This is a genomic window from Rahnella sp. PCH160, from assembly GCF_047784855.1.
Lineage (GTDB): Bacteria > Pseudomonadota > Gammaproteobacteria > Enterobacterales > Enterobacteriaceae > Rahnella.
Map to the genome: position 1 here is coordinate 3722551 of NZ_JBLOGT010000001.1, position 19245 is coordinate 3741795.

Consider the following 19245-nt stretch of genomic DNA (forward strand, 5'->3'; position numbering starts at 1 on the left):
ATAGTCGAAGTCGGTGTAATTACAGAGAATGGTTATTTTGTCAGTATATAAAGAATTAATACTTTATGTCGCCGGATTCAAGACAAAAAAACAGGCCCCCGAAGGAGCCTGTTTGCGTTTGGTGTGTCAGTCTGTCAGAGCGCCGCTTACGCGGATTTCTGCCAGGCCAGATACTGGTCGTATTTGCGCAGGGCAATACGGTAGTTGTCGTGGCCCGCCACCGGCAAATCACTGATGATCCGCTGGTGGATACTGTCCCCCGAAAGTTTATCGAGAGGATAGTTGTTTGCTGACAAGATTTCGTCCAGACGGCGGAGGCGAACAACGTACTCGCGCACCGTGCTGTGGTTCATCTCTGTCTGCTCGAACAGATATTGCTTAAACGCCATGATGTCAAAATATGACGAATGGCTGTTACAGCTTATCTCACTGCAAAAACGACACAGCGCGGTCAGTTCCTGCGACAGGTTGTGCCACACGTCATCATCAATAGGCTGGTCCATCTTGGCGATGGCCTCTTTATTAATGATTTGCCCGCGAAACACCAGTGCCATCCTGTCGAGTTCTTTTGCACACTGTGAGCAATGAGTCTGACTGTGTTTAAAATCTTTAAGATAACGGCTTAAAGGCCTTGTTTTGATTCCCGCTGGCATAAATTTATTCCTGATAAGGGACATAAAATGTATAACCGGCCAGGAAAAAGCGGATCAGTGGTCGTTGGCCAGGCGGCTTCGCAAACGCTTAATCGCCTGACTGTGGAGCTGGCTTACACGGGATTCCCCGACATCCAGCACCGCCCCGATCTCTTTTAAATTCAACTCTTCCTGGTAGTAAAGCGTAAGTACCATCTTTTCCCGTTCTGGTAACGCATCGATAGCTTCCATCACCCGGTGGCGCAGACTGCCCTCCAACAGATGATGTAACGGGTTGGCCTCTTCGTGCCCTTCCATCAATGCCTCGGCAGAATCGCCGTGCTCTTCACGCCATTCGTCATAAGAAAACAACTGGCTACTGTTCGTATCCATTAATATCTGCCGGTATTCCTCAATAGGAATATCCAGTGCCTGCGCCACCTCTCCTTCACTCGGTGGTCGCCCTAATTTTTGTTCTGCGTTATGCATCGCCTGAGACACTTCACGCGCATTACGTCTGACGCTGCGCGGTACCCAGTCGCGGCTTCGTAACTCATCAAGCATCGCGCCCCGGATACGCTGGACGGCATAAGTGGTAAATGCCGTACCCTGCATCGCATCAAAACGCTCAACTGCATTTAACAGGCCGATCCCTCCCGCTTGCAGTAGATCATCAAGCTCTACGCTGGCGGGAAGCCGCACCTGCAAACGCAGGGCTTCATGGCGCACAAGAGGAACATAGCGCTGCCACAAAGAATTTTTGTCTATCACGCCGTCGGCGGTATACAGATCGCTCACTGTCGTAACCTGGCAAATTGAGGGTCAGTATCATTGTGCCAGCGGTAACCGCTATTCAATCGGCTGAATAAGGACTGAAAAGCGCGGTTATTTTGATTATGTCTCGCACATTCTGTTCCGACCATCGGGAACTTACCAGAACTAAAATCGGCCAAAAAACAATCACAACCTAAAGATTATCCTAAATTATACCAGCGAATGCGTTTCATTAATTGTGGAAAAAGGTAAATTTTAGTTAAAAAAAAACCCCGCCGAAGCGGGGTTTAACTGAGCTTTTCGGGTTATCCCGAAAATTAGCCTTGCAGCAGGGTCAGTACGGACTGAGGAACCTGGTTAGCTTTAGACAATACTGAAGTACCCGCCTGTTGCAGGATCTGCGCTTTGGACATTGCAGAAACTTCAGTTGCGTAGTCAGCATCCTGAATACGGCTCTGTGCAGAAGACAGGTTAGTCGTGGTGTTGTCCAGGTTAGTGATTGCAGAATCGAAACGGTTCTGAACCGCACCCAGTGAAGAACGGAATGTATCAACTTTAGCGATTGCAGCGTCGATTGCTTTCAGTGGATCTGAAGTTGCAACACCGGTGTAAGCGTTGACGTTAGCAGTATCAGAAATGTCGCCGATTGCGCTGGCAACAGCAGCGGTAGGGGTTGCACCGCCGTCTACGATTGCGCCTGCTGCAGTTTTGTAGTCTTTACCCTGAACAGTAACGTAACCGACCGCTGCGCCAGTGGCATCTGCGCCTACTTTAACCAGCTGACCCGCCTGAGTACCGGCAGTAACACCGTTGGTGGTGTCAGTGTAAGAAACGTCGGTGGTGTTCAGAACAACTTTACCGGTAGTATCGTCTACAGACGCGGCGTAGTTGTTAGTACCATCAGAAACAACGTAAGTAGCAGTAGCAGCGCCAGCAGCAGTCTGAACGTTTTTCAGAGACAGTTTGCTTGCGTCCAGGCCCAGAGAAGTGGCAGCTGAAGACAGGTCAACGTTTTTCAGGGAGCCGCTTGCGCCAACCTGAGTGATGGCATCGCTGGTTTTCAGCGCGTTGCTTGCAACAGAGAAACCGTTCAGACCCAGGGTGGTAGAGTCGATTTTCTGCAGGTCGATGGAGATAGTCTGGCCATCGTTAGCGCCAACCTGAATTTTCATGGTCTGGTTAGAAGCCAGAACGTTCACGCCGTTGAACTGAGTCTGACCAGATACGCGGTCGATTTCATTCAGACGGGATGTAATTTCATCCTGGATTGAAGACAGGTCAGAAGAGGAGTTGGTGCCGTTAGCAGCCTGAACAGACAGCTCACGAATACGTTGTAAGTTGTTGTTTATTTCGCTCAGTGAGCCTTCAGTGGTCTGCGCAACGGAGATACCGTCGTTGGCATTACGTGAAGCCTGAGTCAGACCGTTGATGTTAGAAGTGAAACGGTTGGCAATTGCCTGGCCCGCAGCATCATCTTTAGCGCTGTTAATACGCAGACCTGAAGACAGACGCTCGATAGCGGTGCTCAGTGCTGACTGGGATTTGTTCATGTTGTTCTGAGTCATCAGAGACAGCGTGTTGGTATTGATTACTTGGCCCATGAGTGCATTCCTTCAAATCTGGTTAAGGGGTTCGGGCTTATTGCCCACGGCGTTCATCACCGTCCAAACTTGTATCGGCGATACTCCAGCAACCTTTAGAATTATTTCTCAAAAACCCCTGATTTCTTACTTTGAGAATTACCCTTCCTTATAGCGCCTATTCCTGCCATTACTTTTTCTTGCGATCCATTAAACTTTTTCTCCGTCGTGCCGATAGGGCTTAAAGACTCTTACACAACATGTAAAGGATACATATGGCCACTGTCTCTTCATTAGGTATAGGTTCAGGTTTAGACCTCACCACTCTGCTGACTAACCTGACCACCGCAGAAAAAGCACGCCTGATGCCTATCAGCAACGCGCAGAGCAGCTATAGTGCCAAGCTTACCGCCTACGGCACGATGCAAAGCGCCTTGCAAACATTTGCCGACGCGGCAACTGCGTTGTCATCAACCAATACCTATGGCGCTACCACCGCCACATCCAATAACACCGCCGCCTTCAGCGCGACCACCACCACGGGTGCCGCCGCCGGTAAATACTCTCTTTCCGTCACTCAGCTGGCTTCTGCCCAGTCGTTAATCTCCACCACGCAGACCAGCAGCACGACCGCATTAGGCGCAACAACCAGCGGTAACTCCCGTACCCTCACCATCAGTCAGGGCGACGGCAGCACTCCGCTGAGCATCAAGTTGACCGATTCACAAACGTCACTGACCGGCGTTCGTGATGCCATCAATAAAGCCGGTGGGGGCGTTACCGCCAGTGTCGTGAAAGTCACCGACAGCAGCTATAAGCTGGTACTGAGCGCCAACAATACCGGGACCAATTCAGAAATGACCGTGGCCGTTACGGGCGATGACACCCTGAACAACATCATCGGTTATGACTCTTCCACCAGCACCGGCGCGATGACGCAAAACGCCGTAGCCGCTAACGCCAAGTTGACTTTCAATGGCATCGACCTTGAACGTCAAAGCAATACCATCAGCGATGCACAGGACGGGATTACCTTAAGCCTGACCGGCACGACAACTACTGCGGCTTCGCTGACGGTAGCGAAAAACACCAGTACCGCATCGACGGCTATTCAGACCTTTGTTGATTCCTATAACGCTTTGCAGGATACCTTCACCAGTCTGACCAAATTTACGGCCACCGCGACCAATACGGATACCTCAGATAGCACCAACGGGGCGTTGCTCGGTGACAGCGCGCTGCGCACAATCCAGACGCGCCTGAAAACAGCCCTGGGTTCTGCTTCCGGTTCCGGCTCAATCAGTTCATTGTCCAGCATCGGTATCACGACCGACCCGACGACCGGCAAACTGGAAATTGACAGCACTAAACTCAACACGGCGTTGACCAGCAACACCGCAGCAGTTCAGACCATGATGGTCGGTGATGGTAAAACGACCGGCGTGATGACCAACATCACCAATCTGAACACCGGTTTTCTCAATACCACCAACGGGACAATTGCTAACGCTGAAGCGGCGGTGAACACCACGCTGAAAAGCCTGACTACGCAATACAACTCGGTCAATGACAGCATTAACACCACTATCGCCCGCTATAAAACGCAGTTTACTGCACTTGATGTGGCTATTCAGAAGCTCAACAGCACGGCGACGTATCTGACGACGCAGTTCGAAGCGATGTCCACATCAAGTTCAAGTTAGTAAGGAAACAGATTATGTATAACGCTAAAGGAACGCAGGCCTACGCGCAGGTTGGCGTAGAAAGCGCAGTAATGAGTGCGTCGCCTTACCAGCTGGTCACGATGTTATTTGACGGGGCGCGTAGCGCCCTGATCCGTGCGCGCATTTTTATTCAACAGGGCAGCATTGCCGAAAAAGGCAAATCGCTGTCAATGGCGATCAATATTATCGACAGCGGACTGAAAGCGGGATTAAGTCGTGAAAAAGGTGATCCGGAATTAGTGGATAACCTGGAAGCGCTTTATTCCTATATGGTTCGCCGTTTATTGCATGCAAATTTACATAACGATCAAGAGGCCATCACCGAGGTGTTGGCCTTGCTTGAAAATATCGCCGATGCCTGGCGGCAAATCGGCCCAACCCCCCACCCGTCGCAGGACCAATATAATGGATCAACATCAGTATCTGGTTAATGAATATCAACTGATCCTGTCTTTAAGCGAGCAGATGTTGCGGCTGGCACAAGATGAAAAATGGGATGAGCTGGTCGAACTTGAGTTCAGTTATGTGAAAGCGGTGGAAGCGACCACCAAATTACCGATGTCAGAACAGACGTCGATAATGGTTCAGAATGATATTCGCCGGTATTTACGGATCATTTTGGATAATGAAAATACGATTAAGATATTATTACAGGCTCGGATGAATACGCTCACCCAGCTGATTGGTCAGTCGTCCCGACAACAACAAGTGAACACGACGTACGGAAAAATTGACCTCCGTTCGATCGCTTTTGGCGATCACCAATAATTATTAAAGAGCTTTTTTTTTTTTATTTATTTCCAATATTTCTTGTGCAAAAAAAAGGTTTCAGGGGCAGAGAGCATACGGCTACCAGGGCTGGCTCTCTCTGTCTCCTTCCGTAACACTCGCCTAAACCGGCAGCCTGTTTGTAATGGCATAAGCGGGAAGTTTTATATCAGGCAGCAAACAACAGGTTGCGGTCGTCATTTCGGGCATCATCGATATGGTTCGTAAAATAAAAGTGACTCCAGGGATAGGCACTATTTCGTTACTTATTCAACATAGTGAGCTTTTTATTCACGATGTCTATATTAATAAGCCGCAATTGATTCTTGTCCAGAATGGAAGTCTTTCTGTTACTAACCAGGAACAGCACTTCACGCTCCAGGCGGGGGAAATGCTGGTGCTCAACAACGGGCAAACGCTGAGTGTGACCCATCACCTGCCGGAAAATGGCCCGTTCAGTTGCGCCATCATGGCGTGGGATCACCAGCTACTCGGGGAAGCGGGTCTTCACGCCACCGGTTTTTCGCCGCCCCTGATTGCCGTTGATACCCTGCAAGTTATTCCGCATATCCCGTCGGCCTTCAAACAGAGTTTTACCGATACCCACAGCGCCATTCTCTGGCATCACGGCCTGCCCGCACCGATTACCCGTCACCGCATGTTGGAACAATTACTCTGGTTGTCGCAGCTGGGTGTCCGCTATTCCCTGCAGCACAGTGAAAGCGTGACGAAGCGCGTCCGGGAATTACTCGTCGATAATTTGCATAAATCATTCACGGCGGCAGAAGTGGCGGAACACCTGATGATGAATGAAGTGATGCTGCGCCGCCGGCTGGCGGCTGAAGATTGTGTTCTGCGCAATCTGATGATTGACGTTCGGATGACGCAGGCGTTGCGGTTGCTGCAATGTACCGATCTGGCTATTTCCAATATTGCCCATCAGGTCGGTTACGAAAGCGGCTCCCGTTTTGCCGAACGTTTTCGTAAACGTTTCGGATTTGCCCCCACCGCGATCCGGGGCCATATGCGCCCGCTTTCAGCACAAACGATGACTTATAACAATTAACCCCAAAGCACTACAATGCTAAATCATGAGTAACATCACACAATAATTGATTACCAGATGTTAACGGAATATCATACACGCCGTTATTTGACTGGTGATCAGGGGCTGGCAGTGCACGTTTGGTGGGAAGTGATTAAAACGATTTATTGGGGTGGATTGGGTATTGCGGCACTTGTCACGCTTCTCGTGAGCCGCGACACGATTAAAATACGCTTACTAACGTCCGGCATTATCGGGTTTACCTGGCCGATGAGCCTTCCCGTCGTTCTGCTCTTCTCTCTGTTCTGAAGCCACGCTGTTGTGCGATTACCCCAATAAAAAACCCGGCTGTCAGGCCGGGGTCTGTAAAACACATGTCACTGCTACTTGCGGGTTTGCACCCAAAATCCGTGGATCAGTCCGGGCAGATAACCGCACAGTGTCAGGATAATATTCAGCAAAAAAGCGCCGCCAAATCCATTACCTATCAGTACGCCCAACGGCGGTACCAGGATAGTGATCAAAACTCTCCAGAATCCCATGTTTATCTCCCTTTGGTTATCATTGTGTTAATAATAGTTAAGGGAAACAGGCCCGACTATCAGATGAAGCTTAATTGATCAGATCCAGCATAATTTCCACGTCACGGCGCACTTTATCCAGCATCGACACATCGCCAGCACGATATTCAGCATCGGTTATCTGATGAATCTGCCGCATCTGCCACCTCACTTGTGTTTTTTGTTCATCGGTCATATTGCGGCACATCACGATGATAAAATTGCGCAGCATCAGATGTTGCATGGCAGTTTCTTCGGCATGTTTATTCACCGACATCACTAAATCGAGTACCTGTTTTTCTGCCATTGCGTGTTCCTGCTGTAGTGATAAAGCCGGTGGGAAAGTCATTAAAACCAGACTAGCATGGCAACAGCGCCGTCAAAGCCGACATCTGATGTAAAAAAACCCGCTATTTCTGCGTCTAACCTGCGCATGGACAGAATCTCCCGATGATGTTTCGCCGCGCCCTGCACCCGCCGTACCCCCCGGAAAGCAAAACCAAAAAATTCTAAACCACAACAAATGGATTTATTGTAAGAAGCGCATCACAGTGGTAAAAAAATAAAGAGTGACAGACGTCACAATTTTTCAGCATTTAAGTACCCCGCAGTGTCTGTACTCTATAATTTTAAGCAATAAGACAGTTTTCTGCCGGGCCGCCTTTTGTGCGCCCTTTTGTTATCTTCTTGTGCAGTCTTTCGGGTGAGTTTTCCAGGTGAAAAGCGTTATGTACCTGTTGTGAGGATTTTTACCCCCATTGGGAAAAGGAGGATGCATGTCTGAGTATCACTATTTATTAATAGGCGGAAGCCGCAACGGACAACGGCATATTGATAAATGCCATCAGTTTTCGTTGTGTTTTTGGGAAGATGCATCACAGAACGCAGAACGTGAATTTTATGGTAAACAGAACGAGCGCTACAAAGTGAAGCCTGAAAAAGGGGCTGACGGAAACTGGTATCTGGCCGGTTATTGCGGAAATTGTTCGAAAATTCAGGCCGATGAACTGACCACCCAGGCGCTCACAAAACACGTTAAGCCGATGATGTAAATACAGAAGTTATCAGTTCGAAAGTAAGTCCGTTAATGAACCCCGCCTTTCAGCGGGGTTTTGGCTTTTTGGGGCACGTATTCCCGCTTCAATCAGGCTGCCATGCCCTGAATATTGCGGGCGAAGAAGGCGACATGTCCTCCAATCGTGAAATGTGCCTCGTGGTGCCCTAACCGTCCGAGCGGCGCGATGCGCACAATCTCCCCTTCAAATTCCCCATCCTGAATTTGCGTGATCGCCACATCGAGCTGATAACTGGCCGGATGAACGCCCACCGGGAAGGTGAGTAATTTTACCCGATCACCCACCTGAAACCGGGTGAGTAACGGAAGTGGTGCCTGTTCAAACAGATCCTGATCCATAGGTGACTCCTTGTTTTCCAGTGGGATTAATTAGAGGATAGAATATGTTGCCGCGTCCTGCCGGATACCGGCGTGAGGCACTTCTCTCTTTACGCAATTTTTTAAAGAAACAGCTTTAAAGAAACACCTTTAAAGAAACATCTTTTGTTTCATGTAGCCGCGTAAAATTTGTTCTAAACACCTGATAAGGACCCGCCGTGAAAAAATTAACGCCAGAGCAATGCATCATCCTGACCGGATTTACCGGGATCCTGCATGGCGAATTTGAGGGGTTTCACGAAGATTTGCAAAAACGACTGGGCCGTGAAGTCCAGACTTCTGAATTGGGATACCCGGAATTTATCGAAGAATGCCGGACACTTTACGAAGATGATTTTAACAATTTAATGCCAGACTGATAACAAAAAGGCCGGCCAGAAGAGGATGCTCTGGCCGGCCTGTTGCCTGACTGAATATGCATGACTACGGTTTAACGATTCCGCGAATGAAATTCTCATTTACCCGGATCACATTCCCCGTTTCCACATTGATGACCTGATACTGCACCGGCGTAACCTCATCCAGAACAGCGATAACTTCAAACAAACCTGGTGTAAAAGTAAGCGTGACAAAAACGCCAACAGGATAGACAGCCATAATTTTATCCTTTCAATCATGTTCTTATAATGTACTGCTTTACCTACGGAAGTAATCATACATCAACTATTAATCACACTGAGTGATTTCATTACCTACATTAATCACTCCCGATAAATGTTGCATAAAACAAGTACAGATACGCGATAAAAAGAACACTATTTGATCAATTCAGACAACTCTGACAGACATGCGCAAGGCATCATCAACTTTTACACTCTTTCACGGCGATTGCTGTACACAGAATCAGCGGTACCGATCCAGCTGCTTGTTTTCGATGTAATTTCGGTTAAGAATATGAATCCATTTTGTTGCATTGAGAGCCCACGCCGTGAGTGCCCAGATTTTTGAAACCCATGCGAATCACCCGCATCTGACACGACTGATTGCAGAGCTTGATGCTTATCAGTTCCCGCTCTACCCGCCGGAATCCTTTCAGGGAATTAACGTCACTGCGGTCAATGACGGTGAGATATTCTGTTTTATGGCGCGGGTAGACGATGACTGGGCAGGCTGCGCGTGTCTGTATATTTCGTGCCCTGAAGGCAATGAGAAACCCATTGCAGAGATGAAACGGGTTTATGTGAATCCGCTGTATCGCGGGCAAGGCATCGCCTCACTGCTGATAGACGCAATGGAAAGCAAACTGAAAGCATTGGGGTATCGGGATTTATTTCTGGAAACCGGCGTGTTTCAGGAAAAAGCCATCACACTGTATGAGAAATTGGGGTATGCCCGCACAGAAGCGTTTGGCGATTACCGTCAGGCACCGGATCCGCTCAGCGTTTATATGATGAAATCGGTAGCCTGAAAAAGCGCACGGAAATTGAAGAAAATATCTCCATAACACTGCCCGGTGACAGTGTTATGGAGACGCGAAAAGCGGATTACATCAGAACATTGCTTTTCGATGCAGAAATTTCATTAGACGGAATGACCCACTTTTTCAGGGTAATAACGAAGAATTTTTTGCCTTTGGTGATCTTGGCACCACGGTCACCACATTCCAGCGCAAGTTTGAAAAACTCATCACTGTTGATGTTAAAAGCCAGTTCGACTTTTTTCACCATACCGGAATTAAGCAGCTCTTCGGCTTCGTTTAATGATTTGGCCTGAACGACTGACATAAATACCTCGTGAGAATGGAGGGAGTTGTATTTGCCTCATTATCCTATTTCACTTTTGTTTCATCATTATGACAGTATCGTGAACCTTCAGAAAAGTGCCACGTTTTAGCACACAAAATATCCATTCCGTGCGCCCGTTCAAAACTCAGGAAAGACGGTAATGATTGTCCGGCACCGGCGTATCCGGCAGGTGCGTCTGGTTGTTCATTTCTCGCAGGTTAATTTCGATATTGGTACACATCGCGTCCATCGGCAGATGGTTATTCGCGTAACCAAAAGGCATTTCCAGCTCTTCCGCCAGCGTATCCAGTGACAGAAAACTGTACGAAATAAAGCCTGACACCAGCAGCGTCATGTAATGCAAATCCACCACCAGCGCGAATGGCAATAAACTACAGAACAGGTAGACCGTCCGGTGCAGCAAAAGCCCGTAAGCAAACGGGATCGGCATACTGACAATACGCTCGCACCCGCCGACTACCTGTGAAAGCTGCAACAGCGTGGTGTCCATGTGGGTATAGACGATATCCGACAACTCCCCGCTGCGGCGCCGTTCTGCCAGCCATTGCGACATCCGCAGTTGCACCATATTGGTTGGCGCGCGACGCGACAGAATATCTTCCGCATCGTCTCCCAACAAACGCTCAATATCAGGACGCGGATCGCTGTGACGCAACTGATGTTTGAGGCTGTAACAGAACGCCAGCAACAGCGTTGTCACCCGCTGCGCTTCGCCCGGACACATCGCCATCACCTGGCTTTGTAACGTGCGGCAGGCGATCAGTAACCCGCCCCACAACTGCCGGGCTTCGGTATACCGTGAATATGCCACGCTGTTACGAAAGCCGAGGAAGATTGCGATTGACACCCCCAGCAAACTGAACGGTGCCAGCGTGAGCTTAACGCCGAGCGTCTCATACCAGGGAAGGCTGAGAATGGCGGCAAGCGACATCAATAAATTCAGACTGAGGCGGAACATAATGCTGGGCAGGACAGAACCATGCCAGGCGAACAAACGTAAGAACCAGTGACGCGGAGGACGAATTATCATTTTTTTATGGACGTGATTTCGGCAGGTGAATCAATTTTTTTGCGATTCTTGCAAAGAAACCCGCACATGCAAAGGACAATTTTGTGACATCGGTAGCATTTATTTTGAGAATTGCAGTTTTCGTTTACAGACGGGGTGACCGCTTTGTACAAACGGTAACGGAACCATAATGTTTGGCGTGGTAATGTCCGATAACAAACTAAACTGAGAGGGGTACATCGTCTGTTATTGGATGAATGCTCTCAGAATGGATCGGTACTGACGATCAAAATATCTGGAACGATCGGTTATACCCATTGGAATTACAGGCCTATCCGCGGGACGCGCGCGGAACATTGAGAGCGGGCATACCAGTGAAAATTATTCTTGTTGTACTCATCGCATTGGCGATTATCGGGTTAGCCGCCTGGTTTATCTTCAGGTCGGCAGTCAAAGATTCGGAAGATGATTACTGATTTTTTTTTGCGTAAACCGTCGCAGCCCCTCCCTTTTCGTTTTCAGTCCCCCAAAAAAAATGCAGTTGCCCCCGCCATGCTCTTTCGAGCCACAGGTAACAACTCATCTCTCACTGATTCAACAGGTTAGATAATCAGACCGACATGTTCATTACATCCTGGTACGCCGCCACCAGTTTATTTCTCACCTGAACACCCAGTTGCAGTGAAATCGAAGATTTCTGCAAATCGACCATCACGTCGTTCAGGCTGACGCCGGGAACGCCCATCTCCAGCTTCTCAGATTCCAGTTTTGCGTTGTTTTGCGTTTCGCTGATTTTCCCTAATGCCGCTTTCAGTTCGCTGGCAAAACCGGCTTCTGACGTCGTATCTGTCTGAGGGGTTGCGCCTGCCTTGATGGCATTGGCCTGCATCTGTTGTAAAACGCTCTCAATGCCTTGAATTGACATGCTTTCTCCGCTTAATGCTGTGTCGATGAACAAAACGCTTCTTTCATGGAATGACACCCTATCACATCAGTTTTTTCCTAAACGCGGTAATTGAACCTAAAAACCATGGCTTATCGGGCCATTAACTTTGCCTTTGGCGGCAAATAATGGCTCACGTAGAAAATAGGCCTGCCTGTAGGGAGGACTGAAAAATGTCACGCTTCACGATTGCGCACTTGGGAGTCTGTTTTGTTAAGAGACAACATGAACACCACCATTCAACAGCTAAATAGGGATCTTGTATGAGTTCCGCAATAGCCGGCGCAGAAACCCTGGAAGCGGTTTAACTGCGTTGCTTAATCGCCTGCGCGCCAACCCAAAAATTCCTATCGCCATTGCTGCAGCTGCGGCTCTGGCTATTGTTGTTGTCATGATGCTGTGGGCAAAACAGCCCACCTATAAGGTGCTCTTTAGCAATCTCGGCGATCAGGACGGCGGTGCCATCGTCACCCAACTGACGCAGATGAACATCCCTTATCAGTTTTCTGAGAACGGCGCAGCCCTGTTAATCCCGGCAGATAAAGTCTATGAAACGCGTCTGAAACTGGCGTCCGCCGGTTTACCCAAAGGCGGCGCAGTTGGCTTTGAGCTGATGGATCAGGAAAAATTCGGCATCAGCCAGTTCAGCGAGCAAATTAACTATCAGCGCGCACTGGAAGGTGAACTCTCCCGCACAATCGAAACGCTGGGCCCGGTCGGCAGCGCCCGCGTCCATTTAGCCATTCCAAAACCTTCCTTATTCGTGCGCGAACAGAAAAACCCTTCCGCCTCCGTGACCCTGAATTTACAACCGGGTCGCGCGCTGGATGACGGCCAGATCAACGCCATCGTTTATATGGTGTCGAGCAGCGTGTCGGGTTTACCGCCGGCTAACGTCACCGTGGTCGATCAAAGCGGGCATCTGCTGACGCAGTCGGACAACAACGGCCGTGACCTGAATGCTTCTCAGCTGAAATATGCCAACGAAGTCGAAGGCCGCCTGCAACGTCGTATCGAATCTATCCTGCAACCGGTTGTCGGCAACGGTAACGTTCACGCGCAAATCACCGCGCAAATCGATTACGCCAGCCGCGAACAGACTGACGAGAATTACCAGCCAAACGGCACGCCGGAAAAAGCGGCTGTCCGTTCACGCCAGTTGAGCACCAGTGATCAGATTGGCGGCACGGCCGTCGGCGGCGTGCCGGGTGCATTGAGCAACCAGCCTGCACCGGCCGCCACCGCGCCTGTCACTAACCCGCCAGCGGCGAATAACGCCACCGGGGCGCAGAATCAGGCCGGCAATAACGCGCAGAACGCGACTCAGAACAACACGGCGAACCGTTCAAGCGTTCCGTCGAACAGCCGTCGTGATGAAACCACCAACTATGAAGTTGACCGCTCGATTACCCACACCCAGCACAGCGCGGGCGCAGTACAACGCCTGTCTGCGGCGGTGGTCGTCAACTATCAGGTCGGGACAGATGGTAAAGCGAAGCCACTGACCGACGAACAGCTGAAGAAAATTGATGATCTGGTTCGTGAAGCCATGGGCTTCTCACAGGAACGTGGCGATACGCTGAACGTGGTGAATACACCGTTCAACGAAGCGGCTGACGAGTCCGGTGAGCTGCCGTTCTGGAAACAACAGGCGTTCTTCGATCAGTTACTCAACGCAGGTCGCTGGTTACTGGTGCTGATTGTTGCCTGGATACTGTGGCGCAAGATGGTTCGTCCGATGTTGCGCAAACAGCAGGCAGAGAAAGATGCAGCAGCCGCAGCGGCACTCGCAGCAGCCATGCCTCAGCCTGAAGGCAGCAAGCCGGTCAAACTCAGCAACGACGAGCTGGAGAAACGTAAGCGTTCTCAACAGCGTGTCAGCGTCGAAGTACAGACCCAACGTGTTCAGGAGCTGGCCGATAAGGATCCTCGTATCGTCGCCCTGGTTATCCGCCAATGGATGAGTACCGAACAATCATGACTATGACCGGAACTGAAAAAAGCGCCATTTTGATGATCACGTTGGGTGAAGACCGCGCGGTGGAGGTGTTCAAGCACCTCTCCCCCGCGAGGTTCAGCAAATCAGTGGCGCGATGGCGAATATCCATCAGATTTCAAACAAGCAACTGGCGGAAGTGCTGAACGAGTTCGAGGACGAGTCAGAGCAGTACGCCGCGCTGAGCGTCAATACCAGCGAATATCTGCGTGCGGTTCTGACCAAAGCGCTGGGCGAAGAACGTGCCTCCAGTTTGCTGGAAGACATTCTGGAATCGCGCGAAAGCACCAGCGGCATGGAAACGCTCAACTTCATGGAACCGCAACTGGCGGCCGATCTTATCCGCGACGAACATCCGCAGATTATCGCCACCATTCTGGTACATCTCAAACGCGGTCAGGCTGCCGATATTCTGGCGCTGTTCGACGAGCGTCTGCGCAACGACGTGATGCTGCGTATCGCCACCTTCGGCGGTGTCCAGCCGGCGGCGCTGGCGGAACTGACCGAAGTGCTGAACAACCTGCTCGACGGCCAGAATCTCAAGCGCGCGAAGATGGGCGGTGTTCGTACTGCGGCAGAAATCATCAACCTGATGAAAACGCAGCAGGAAGAAGCCGTTATCGAAGCGGTTCGTGGCTACGACGGAGAACTGGCACAGAAAATTATCGACGAGATGTTCCTGTTCGAAAACCTGGTGGACGTGGACGACCGCAGTATCCAGCGCCTGTTGCAGGAAGTCGAAGGCGAATCGTTGCTGGTGGCATTGAAAGGTGCCGAACAGCCACTGCGCGACAAGTTCCTGCGCAACATGTCCCAACGTGCGGCGGATATCCTGCGCGACGACCTGGCAAACCGCGGGCCGTTACGTATGTCTCTGGTCGAAAACGAACAGAAAGCCATTCTGCAAACGGTTCGCCGCTTAGCAGAATCCGGCGAAATGATGGTTGGCGGCGGCGAGGATTCCTATGTCTGATAACCCGATGTCCAACAAGCCTGCGCCGGAAAAGAAAACCGCAGAAGAGCGTAATGCCGAGCGCATCAACGCCCTGCCATGGCAGCCCTGGAGACCGGGCGATCTGGCCGTACCGGTGTTCACTAAGCCTGACGAGCCTTTGCTGGCCGAAGGCGAAGAAGAACATGACGACGGCTTGCCAAAGCTTCAGGTGGACCAGAATGAATTGCTGAATCTGCAACGCCGCGCTGAACAGCAGGGTTTCCAGCAAGGTCTGGAAGCCGGGCAGAAACAGGGTTACGCCGCCGGTTTTCAGCAAGGTCAGGAAGCCGGGCATCAGCAAGGTTTGCAGGAAGGCCAGCATCAGCAGGCCGTGCTGACCGAGCACTGGCAGCAGATGGTGTCTGATTTCCAGCAAACGCTGGACGCACTGGACAGCGTGATTGCCTCGCGTCTGATGCAGATGGCACTGACGGCGGCCAAGCAAATTATCGGTCAGGCACCGATTTGTGACGGTTCCGCCCTGCTCAACCAGATCCAGCAACTGATTCAGCAGGAACCGATGTTCAAGGGCAAACCGCAACTGCGCGTCAACCCGGCAGATTTCGAACGTGTCGAACAGCAACTGGGTTCTACCCTGAGCATGAACGGCTGGCGTCTGCTGGCCGACAGCCAGATCCACGCCGGTGGCTGTAAAGTCAGCGCAGAAGATGGCGATATGGATGCGTCGCTGGCCACGCGCTGGCATGAGCTGTGCCGCCTTGCGGCGCCGGGAGATCTCTGATGACCGCCCGCCTGAGCCGCCTGCTGAAAACGCTGGATGATGCGGAAAAACGCATGGCCCGCACGCCGTCCGTTCGCCGTTACGGGCGTCTGACGCGTGCGACGGGTCTGGTTCTCGAAGCCACCGGATTGCAGTTACCGCTGGGCGCAACCTGTCTGATTGAACGACACGACGGCCCGGTTGTCCAGGAAGTGGAAAGCGAAGTGGTCGGTTTTAACGGCCAGAGCCTGTTTCTGATGCCGCTGGAAGAAGTCGAAGGGATTTTGCCGGGTGCGCGGGTGTATGCCCGGATCGCCGCCGACGGCCAGACCGCCGGTAAACAACTTCCGCTCGGCCTGCAGTTGCTCGGTCGCGTGCTCGACGGCAGCGCCAAACCGCTCGACGGTTTACCGCCTCCCGATACCGGCTACCGCGCCGCCCTGATCACCCCGCCGTTTAACCCGTTGCAACGTACCCCGATTACCGACGTGCTTGACGTCGGCGTGCGCGCCATTAACGCATTGCTCACCGTCGGACGCGGCCAGCGTATGGGCCTTTTCGCCGGTTCCGGTGTCGGTAAATCCGTGCTGCTCGGCATGATGGCGCGCTACACCAAAGCCGACGTGATTGTGGTCGGGCTGATCGGTGAACGTGGCCGTGAAGTTAAAGATTTTATCGAGAACATTTTAGGTGACGAAGGCCGCGCGCGTTCGGTGGTTATCGCCGCGCCCGCCGACGTTTCGCCACTTCTGCGTATGCAGGGTGCCGCGTATGCCACGCGTATCGCCGAAGATTTCCGCGATCGCGGTCAGCACGTTTTGCTGATCATGGATTCCCTGACGCGTTATGCCATGGCGCAGCGTGAAATCGCGCTGGCCATCGGCGAACCGCCCGCCACCAAAGGCTATCCGCCTTCCGTGTTTGCCAAATTACCTGCGCTGGTTGAACGCGCCGGGAACGGCATCTCCGGCGGCGGCTCGATTACGGCATTTTATACCGTGCTGACCGAGGGCGATGACCAGCAGGATCCTATCGCCGACTCCGCGCGCGCCATCCTCGACGGCCACGTGGTGCTGTCACGTCGTTTAGCCGAATCCGGCCATTATCCGGCCATCGATATTGAAGCGTCGATCAGCCGTGCAATGACATCGCTGATCGACGATGCCCAGTACGGGCGCGTACGTAATTTCAAACAACTGTTGTCCAGCTACCAGCGCAACCGTGATTTGGTCAGCGTCGGCGCCTACGCCGCAGGCAGCGATCCGATGCTGGATCGCGCCATCAGGCTGTATCCGCAAATGGAGAATTTCCTCCAGCAGGACATCCTGGAACGCAGCACTTACGAAGACGCCTGTCTGGAACTCAATATGTTGTTCCCTGGCTAACTCTCTAACCGATAAAGGTAAATCAGATGGAAAACGCATCACCATTGATCACCCTTTGTTCTCTGGCGCAAAAAGCGCTGGATCAGGCGACCAACAATTTAGGCCAGATCAGGCAGTCGCATAATCAGGCTGAACAACAACTCACGATGCTGCTCAATTATCAGCGTGAATATCGCGAAAAGCTGAATACGACCATGACCGGCGGCATTGCGGCGAACACCTGGCAAAACTACCAGCAATTTATCGGCACGCTGGAAGTCGCCATTGACCAGCACCGTAAACAATTACAACAGTGGGATCAGCGGCTGAATACCGCCGTTCACCAGTGGCAGGAAAAGCAACAGCGGCTGAATGCTTATCAGACTCTGCAATCGCGTGCCAGCGAGCAGCAACGTTCACTGGAAAACAAGATTGATCAAAAACAGAACGATGAGTTCGCCCAGCGCAGCGCATACAGGAAGAAAAATCAATGAATCTGAATATTTTGCCTGCTGCCGTCACCACGGCAAAGACGACCACGAGCGCGGCGTCCGGCAGTTCCTCTGCCGCGAGTTCTGCGGCGTCTGACGTCACTGCGATCGGCGAGACGACCGCGTCGTCCCCAGCGGATTTTGCCAGCCAGCTCGAAGCGCAACTGGGGTCGAAACTCGATCCGAAACTCACCAGCACGCTGGCGACGCTCGGGCAGCAAATCAGCGCCAAGGGTGAAACGATTGATAAGAACACGCTGACGCAGGCGGTGACCACCGGCGAGAATGACGGCACCCTGATGCTCGATGACAGTGATCTGAGCAAAATGATCGCCGCAATCCAGATTTTGCCTGCCGGCAGCCTGAAGGGAACCAGTGCGGCATCGGCCAAAGACAGTGCGCTGAGCGATAAAGACAAAGACGCGGATTCTGCGGATGCCAGCATTCAGGCGCTGTTCGCGCAACTGGGGGTACAGCAACAGCCTGCGCAGCAGATTCAGACCGTGACGGCAGCCGCCACGCAGACCGCCACCAATGACAGCACGCCTGCGCAAAATGCCAGCGCCCTGCTTTCGGGTCTGAACGCGACGGCGTCATCCCTGCTGACCGGCGACGGTAAAACTGCCGCCGTGACCGATACCGACTCGAAAGCGGCGGCGTCTGCATCGGGTAATGCGGCGTCCACCGCAACCTCACAGCACGCCGCCAGCAGTAAAAGCACGGCGTCCACCAATGCCGCTGATTTCAGCAGCGCACTGGCGTCAATGAGCGCTGCGGCAAACAACACGGCCGCCGTGCAACAAAGCGACAGCCGGACGCTCGACAGCAATTCGCAGGCACTCAGTCAGCTGAACACGGCGGCGGTCGCCGTGTCTTCGGCCCCGGTGTCCACCACGCCGACCACCACCAGCGTCGTCACCGCGCCTTCCACACCGCTACTGAATGCCCAACTGGGGACGCCGGAATGGCAACAGCAGCTCGGCCAGCAGGTCATGATGTTCAACCGTCAGGGGCAACAGACGGCAGAACTGCGTCTGCATCCTGATGATTTGGGTTCGATCCAGATCAGCATGAAAATTGAGAACAATCAGGCGCAATTGCACTTTGTTTCCGGTCACAGTGGCGTGCGTTCCGCCATTGAAGCGGCCATGCCCGAGCTGAAAACCGCGCTGGCCGACAACGGCATCAGCCTCGGGCAAAGCAGCGTGGGCAGTGACAGTTCGCAATGGCAACAAGCTCAGCAGCAAAGCTCGCAGTCCGGGACGCAACAGGGTGACGCATCCAGCTGGGCGGCATTCAATTCCGGCAGCAATTCCGCCAGTGACGCCCTGCCGGTTCCGGCCTCTATTGCTCAACGGATTAGCGGAAATAACAGCGTGGATATCTTTGCCTAACTTTTTTGAGTTGCGTAAAACCTCGCAAAATTGTTTCAGATAATTGCTGACG

Annotated in this window: 22 protein-coding genes and 2 pseudogenes; 14 read left to right on the plus strand and 10 right to left on the minus strand. The window is 51.9% G+C overall.

Features of this window, described 5'->3' with window-relative positions:
- Window positions 1-146: 146 nt before the first annotated feature.
- The 3 genes from fliZ to ACM5QY_RS17040 all read right to left on the minus strand — a co-directional run bounded on the left by fliZ (window position 147) and on the right by ACM5QY_RS17040 (window position 3007).
- On the minus strand, window positions 147-653 hold the full coding sequence (gene fliZ, locus ACM5QY_RS17030) for a flagella biosynthesis regulatory protein FliZ (protein WP_095922218.1): 507 nt from the start codon (window positions 651-653) through the stop codon (window positions 147-149).
- A gap of 54 nt (window positions 654-707) precedes the next feature.
- Entirely contained in the window at window positions 708-1430 is a 723-nt protein-coding gene (locus tag ACM5QY_RS17035; protein ID WP_104922206.1) for an RNA polymerase sigma factor FliA, read from the minus strand.
- Between the two features lie 293 nt (window positions 1431-1723).
- Window positions 1724-3007 carry a FliC/FljB family flagellin gene (locus ACM5QY_RS17040; RefSeq protein WP_416121909.1) on the minus strand — a complete coding sequence of 428 codons (1284 nt, stop codon included), beginning with the start codon at window positions 3005-3007 and terminating at the stop codon, window positions 1724-1726.
- Window positions 3008-3261: 254 nt separating this feature from the next.
- On the opposite strand from ACM5QY_RS17040, the gene fliD reads away from it, so the two are divergent.
- The 5 genes from fliD (at window position 3262) to ACM5QY_RS17065 (ending at window position 6832) form a co-directional block, all read left to right on the plus strand.
- Entirely contained in the window at window positions 3262-4689 is a 1428-nt protein-coding gene (gene fliD, locus ACM5QY_RS17045) for a flagellar filament capping protein FliD (RefSeq protein WP_416121910.1), read from the plus strand.
- Between the two features lie 14 nt (window positions 4690-4703).
- On the plus strand, window positions 4704-5141 hold the full coding sequence (fliS, locus tag ACM5QY_RS17050; RefSeq protein WP_104922209.1) for a flagellar export chaperone FliS: 438 nt from the start codon (window positions 4704-4706) through the stop codon (window positions 5139-5141).
- On the plus strand, window positions 5116-5478 hold the full coding sequence (fliT, locus tag ACM5QY_RS17055; protein WP_416121911.1) for a flagella biosynthesis regulatory protein FliT: 363 nt from the start codon (window positions 5116-5118) through the stop codon (window positions 5476-5478). The genes fliS and fliT overlap by 26 nt, the downstream gene beginning before the upstream one ends.
- 391 nt (window positions 5479-5869) lie before the next feature.
- Window positions 5870-6544, plus strand: a complete 675-nt coding sequence (locus ACM5QY_RS17060) for a helix-turn-helix transcriptional regulator (protein WP_416121912.1) — start codon at window positions 5870-5872, stop codon at window positions 6542-6544.
- A 111-nt stretch (window positions 6545-6655) separates the two neighbouring features.
- On the plus strand, window positions 6656-6832 hold the full coding sequence (locus ACM5QY_RS17065) for a GhoT/OrtT family toxin (protein WP_095922224.1): 177 nt from the start codon (window positions 6656-6658) through the stop codon (window positions 6830-6832).
- Between the two features lie 74 nt (window positions 6833-6906).
- Here ACM5QY_RS17065 and ACM5QY_RS17070 read toward each other — a convergent pair whose 3' ends face one another.
- Together ACM5QY_RS17070 and ACM5QY_RS17075 are read right to left on the minus strand one after the other, a co-directional pair.
- Window positions 6907-7065 carry a YqaE/Pmp3 family membrane protein gene (locus tag ACM5QY_RS17070; protein ID WP_015690040.1) on the minus strand — a complete coding sequence of 53 codons (159 nt, stop codon included), beginning with the start codon at window positions 7063-7065 and terminating at the stop codon, window positions 6907-6909.
- A gap of 70 nt (window positions 7066-7135) precedes the next feature.
- A complete protein-coding gene (locus ACM5QY_RS17075; protein ID WP_416121913.1) occupies window positions 7136-7390 on the minus strand; it encodes a hypothetical protein in 255 nt (84 codons plus the stop codon).
- Window positions 7391-7859: 469 nt separating this feature from the next.
- Between ACM5QY_RS17075 and ACM5QY_RS17080 the strand changes: the two genes are divergently transcribed.
- Window positions 7860-8135: a hypothetical protein gene (locus tag ACM5QY_RS17080; RefSeq protein ID WP_416121914.1), complete on the plus strand. Its 276-nt coding sequence runs from the start codon at window positions 7860-7862 to the stop codon at window positions 8133-8135.
- Between the two features lie 92 nt (window positions 8136-8227).
- Here ACM5QY_RS17080 and ACM5QY_RS17085 read toward each other — a convergent pair whose 3' ends face one another.
- Window positions 8228-8497 carry a hypothetical protein gene (locus ACM5QY_RS17085; protein ID WP_416121915.1) on the minus strand — a complete coding sequence of 90 codons (270 nt, stop codon included), beginning with the start codon at window positions 8495-8497 and terminating at the stop codon, window positions 8228-8230.
- 197 nt (window positions 8498-8694) lie between these two features.
- Here ACM5QY_RS17085 and ACM5QY_RS17090 point away from each other — a divergent pair, with 197 nt between their 5' ends.
- On the plus strand, window positions 8695-8895 hold the full coding sequence (locus tag ACM5QY_RS17090) for a DUF7736 domain-containing protein (protein WP_416121916.1): 201 nt from the start codon (window positions 8695-8697) through the stop codon (window positions 8893-8895).
- Window positions 8896-8959: 64 nt separating this feature from the next.
- Here ACM5QY_RS17090 and ACM5QY_RS17095 read toward each other — a convergent pair whose 3' ends face one another.
- A complete protein-coding gene (locus ACM5QY_RS17095; RefSeq protein ID WP_165057865.1) occupies window positions 8960-9133 on the minus strand; it encodes a hypothetical protein in 174 nt (57 codons plus the stop codon).
- Window positions 9134-9464: 331 nt separating this feature from the next.
- Between ACM5QY_RS17095 and ACM5QY_RS17100 the strand changes: the two genes are divergently transcribed.
- A complete protein-coding gene (locus tag ACM5QY_RS17100) occupies window positions 9465-9944 on the plus strand; it encodes a GNAT family N-acetyltransferase (RefSeq protein ID WP_416121917.1) in 480 nt (159 codons plus the stop codon).
- A gap of 76 nt (window positions 9945-10020) precedes the next feature.
- On the opposite strand, the gene ACM5QY_RS17105 is transcribed toward ACM5QY_RS17100, so the two are convergent.
- The 3 genes from ACM5QY_RS17105 to fliE all read right to left on the minus strand — a co-directional run bounded on the left by ACM5QY_RS17105 (window position 10021) and on the right by fliE (window position 12215).
- Window positions 10021-10260 carry a hypothetical protein gene (locus tag ACM5QY_RS17105; RefSeq protein ID WP_416121918.1) on the minus strand — a complete coding sequence of 80 codons (240 nt, stop codon included), beginning with the start codon at window positions 10258-10260 and terminating at the stop codon, window positions 10021-10023.
- Between the two features lie 145 nt (window positions 10261-10405).
- Window positions 10406-11311, minus strand: a complete 906-nt coding sequence (locus ACM5QY_RS17110; RefSeq protein WP_416121919.1) for a bestrophin family protein — start codon at window positions 11309-11311, stop codon at window positions 10406-10408.
- A 589-nt stretch (window positions 11312-11900) separates the two neighbouring features.
- Window positions 11901-12215 (minus strand): flagellar hook-basal body complex protein FliE, encoded by a 315-nt coding sequence (gene fliE, locus ACM5QY_RS17115; protein ID WP_416121920.1) that lies wholly within the window; start codon window positions 12213-12215, stop codon window positions 11901-11903.
- A 281-nt stretch (window positions 12216-12496) separates the two neighbouring features.
- Between fliE and fliF the strand changes: the two are divergent.
- The 6 genes and pseudogenes from fliF (at window position 12497) to ACM5QY_RS17145 (ending at window position 19193) form a co-directional block, all read left to right on the plus strand.
- A pseudogene (fliF, locus tag ACM5QY_RS17120) lies at window positions 12497-14214 on the plus strand (flagellar basal-body MS-ring/collar protein FliF).
- Window positions 14211-15202, plus strand: a pseudogene (gene fliG / locus ACM5QY_RS17125) (flagellar motor switch protein FliG). Before fliF ends, fliG begins: the two co-directional pseudogenes overlap by 4 nt.
- A gap of 7 nt (window positions 15203-15209) precedes the next feature.
- Window positions 15210-15965: a flagellar assembly protein FliH gene (gene fliH / locus ACM5QY_RS17130; protein ID WP_416122913.1), complete on the plus strand. Its 756-nt coding sequence runs from the start codon at window positions 15210-15212 to the stop codon at window positions 15963-15965.
- On the plus strand, window positions 15965-17329 hold the full coding sequence (gene fliI / locus ACM5QY_RS17135) for a flagellar protein export ATPase FliI (protein WP_416121921.1): 1365 nt from the start codon (window positions 15965-15967) through the stop codon (window positions 17327-17329). Before fliH ends, fliI begins: the two co-directional genes overlap by 1 nt.
- A gap of 26 nt (window positions 17330-17355) precedes the next feature.
- Entirely contained in the window at window positions 17356-17802 is a 447-nt protein-coding gene (gene fliJ / locus ACM5QY_RS17140) for a flagellar export protein FliJ (RefSeq protein ID WP_416121922.1), read from the plus strand.
- A complete protein-coding gene (locus ACM5QY_RS17145) occupies window positions 17799-19193 on the plus strand; it encodes a flagellar hook-length control protein FliK (RefSeq protein ID WP_416121923.1) in 1395 nt (464 codons plus the stop codon). The genes fliJ and ACM5QY_RS17145 overlap by 4 nt, the downstream gene beginning before the upstream one ends.
- Window positions 19194-19245: the final 52 nt, after the last annotated feature.

Excerpts from the sequence above, each read along its gene's own strand:
- fliD (WP_416121910.1), top strand. The coding sequence starts at position 3,262 with ATGGCCACTGTCTCTTCATTAGGTATAGGTTCAGGTTTAGACCTCACC.
- ACM5QY_RS17095 (WP_165057865.1), bottom strand. The coding sequence starts at position 9,133 with ATGGCTGTCTATCCTGTTGGCGTTTTTGTCACGCTTACTTTTACACCA.
- fliS (WP_104922209.1), top strand. The coding sequence starts at position 4,704 with ATGTATAACGCTAAAGGAACGCAGGCCTACGCGCAGGTTGGCGTAGAA.
- fliI (WP_416121921.1), top strand. The coding sequence starts at position 15,965 with ATGACCGCCCGCCTGAGCCGCCTGCTGAAAACGCTGGATGATGCGGAA.
- fliJ (WP_416121922.1), top strand. The coding sequence starts at position 17,356 with ATGGAAAACGCATCACCATTGATCACCCTTTGTTCTCTGGCGCAAAAA.
- ACM5QY_RS17070 (WP_015690040.1), bottom strand. The coding sequence starts at position 7,065 with ATGGGATTCTGGAGAGTTTTGATCACTATCCTGGTACCGCCGTTGGGC.
- fliH (WP_416122913.1), top strand. The coding sequence starts at position 15,210 with ATGTCCAACAAGCCTGCGCCGGAAAAGAAAACCGCAGAAGAGCGTAAT.
- ACM5QY_RS17105 (WP_416121918.1), bottom strand. The coding sequence starts at position 10,260 with ATGTCAGTCGTTCAGGCCAAATCATTAAACGAAGCCGAAGAGCTGCTT.
- ACM5QY_RS17145 (WP_416121923.1), top strand. The coding sequence starts at position 17,799 with ATGAATCTGAATATTTTGCCTGCTGCCGTCACCACGGCAAAGACGACC.
- ACM5QY_RS17085 (WP_416121915.1), bottom strand. The coding sequence starts at position 8,497 with ATGGATCAGGATCTGTTTGAACAGGCACCACTTCCGTTACTCACCCGG.
- fliZ (WP_095922218.1), bottom strand. The coding sequence starts at position 653 with ATGCCAGCGGGAATCAAAACAAGGCCTTTAAGCCGTTATCTTAAAGAT.
- ACM5QY_RS17110 (WP_416121919.1), bottom strand. The coding sequence starts at position 11,311 with ATGATAATTCGTCCTCCGCGTCACTGGTTCTTACGTTTGTTCGCCTGG.
- ACM5QY_RS17075 (WP_416121913.1), bottom strand. The coding sequence starts at position 7,390 with ATGGCAGAAAAACAGGTACTCGATTTAGTGATGTCGGTGAATAAACAT.
- ACM5QY_RS17040 (WP_416121909.1), bottom strand. The coding sequence starts at position 3,007 with ATGGGCCAAGTAATCAATACCAACACGCTGTCTCTGATGACTCAGAAC.
- ACM5QY_RS17060 (WP_416121912.1), top strand. The coding sequence starts at position 5,870 with ATGCTGGTGCTCAACAACGGGCAAACGCTGAGTGTGACCCATCACCTG.
- fliE (WP_416121920.1), bottom strand. The coding sequence starts at position 12,215 with ATGTCAATTCAAGGCATTGAGAGCGTTTTACAACAGATGCAGGCCAAT.
- fliT (WP_416121911.1), top strand. The coding sequence starts at position 5,116 with ATGGATCAACATCAGTATCTGGTTAATGAATATCAACTGATCCTGTCT.
- ACM5QY_RS17080 (WP_416121914.1), top strand. The coding sequence starts at position 7,860 with ATGTCTGAGTATCACTATTTATTAATAGGCGGAAGCCGCAACGGACAA.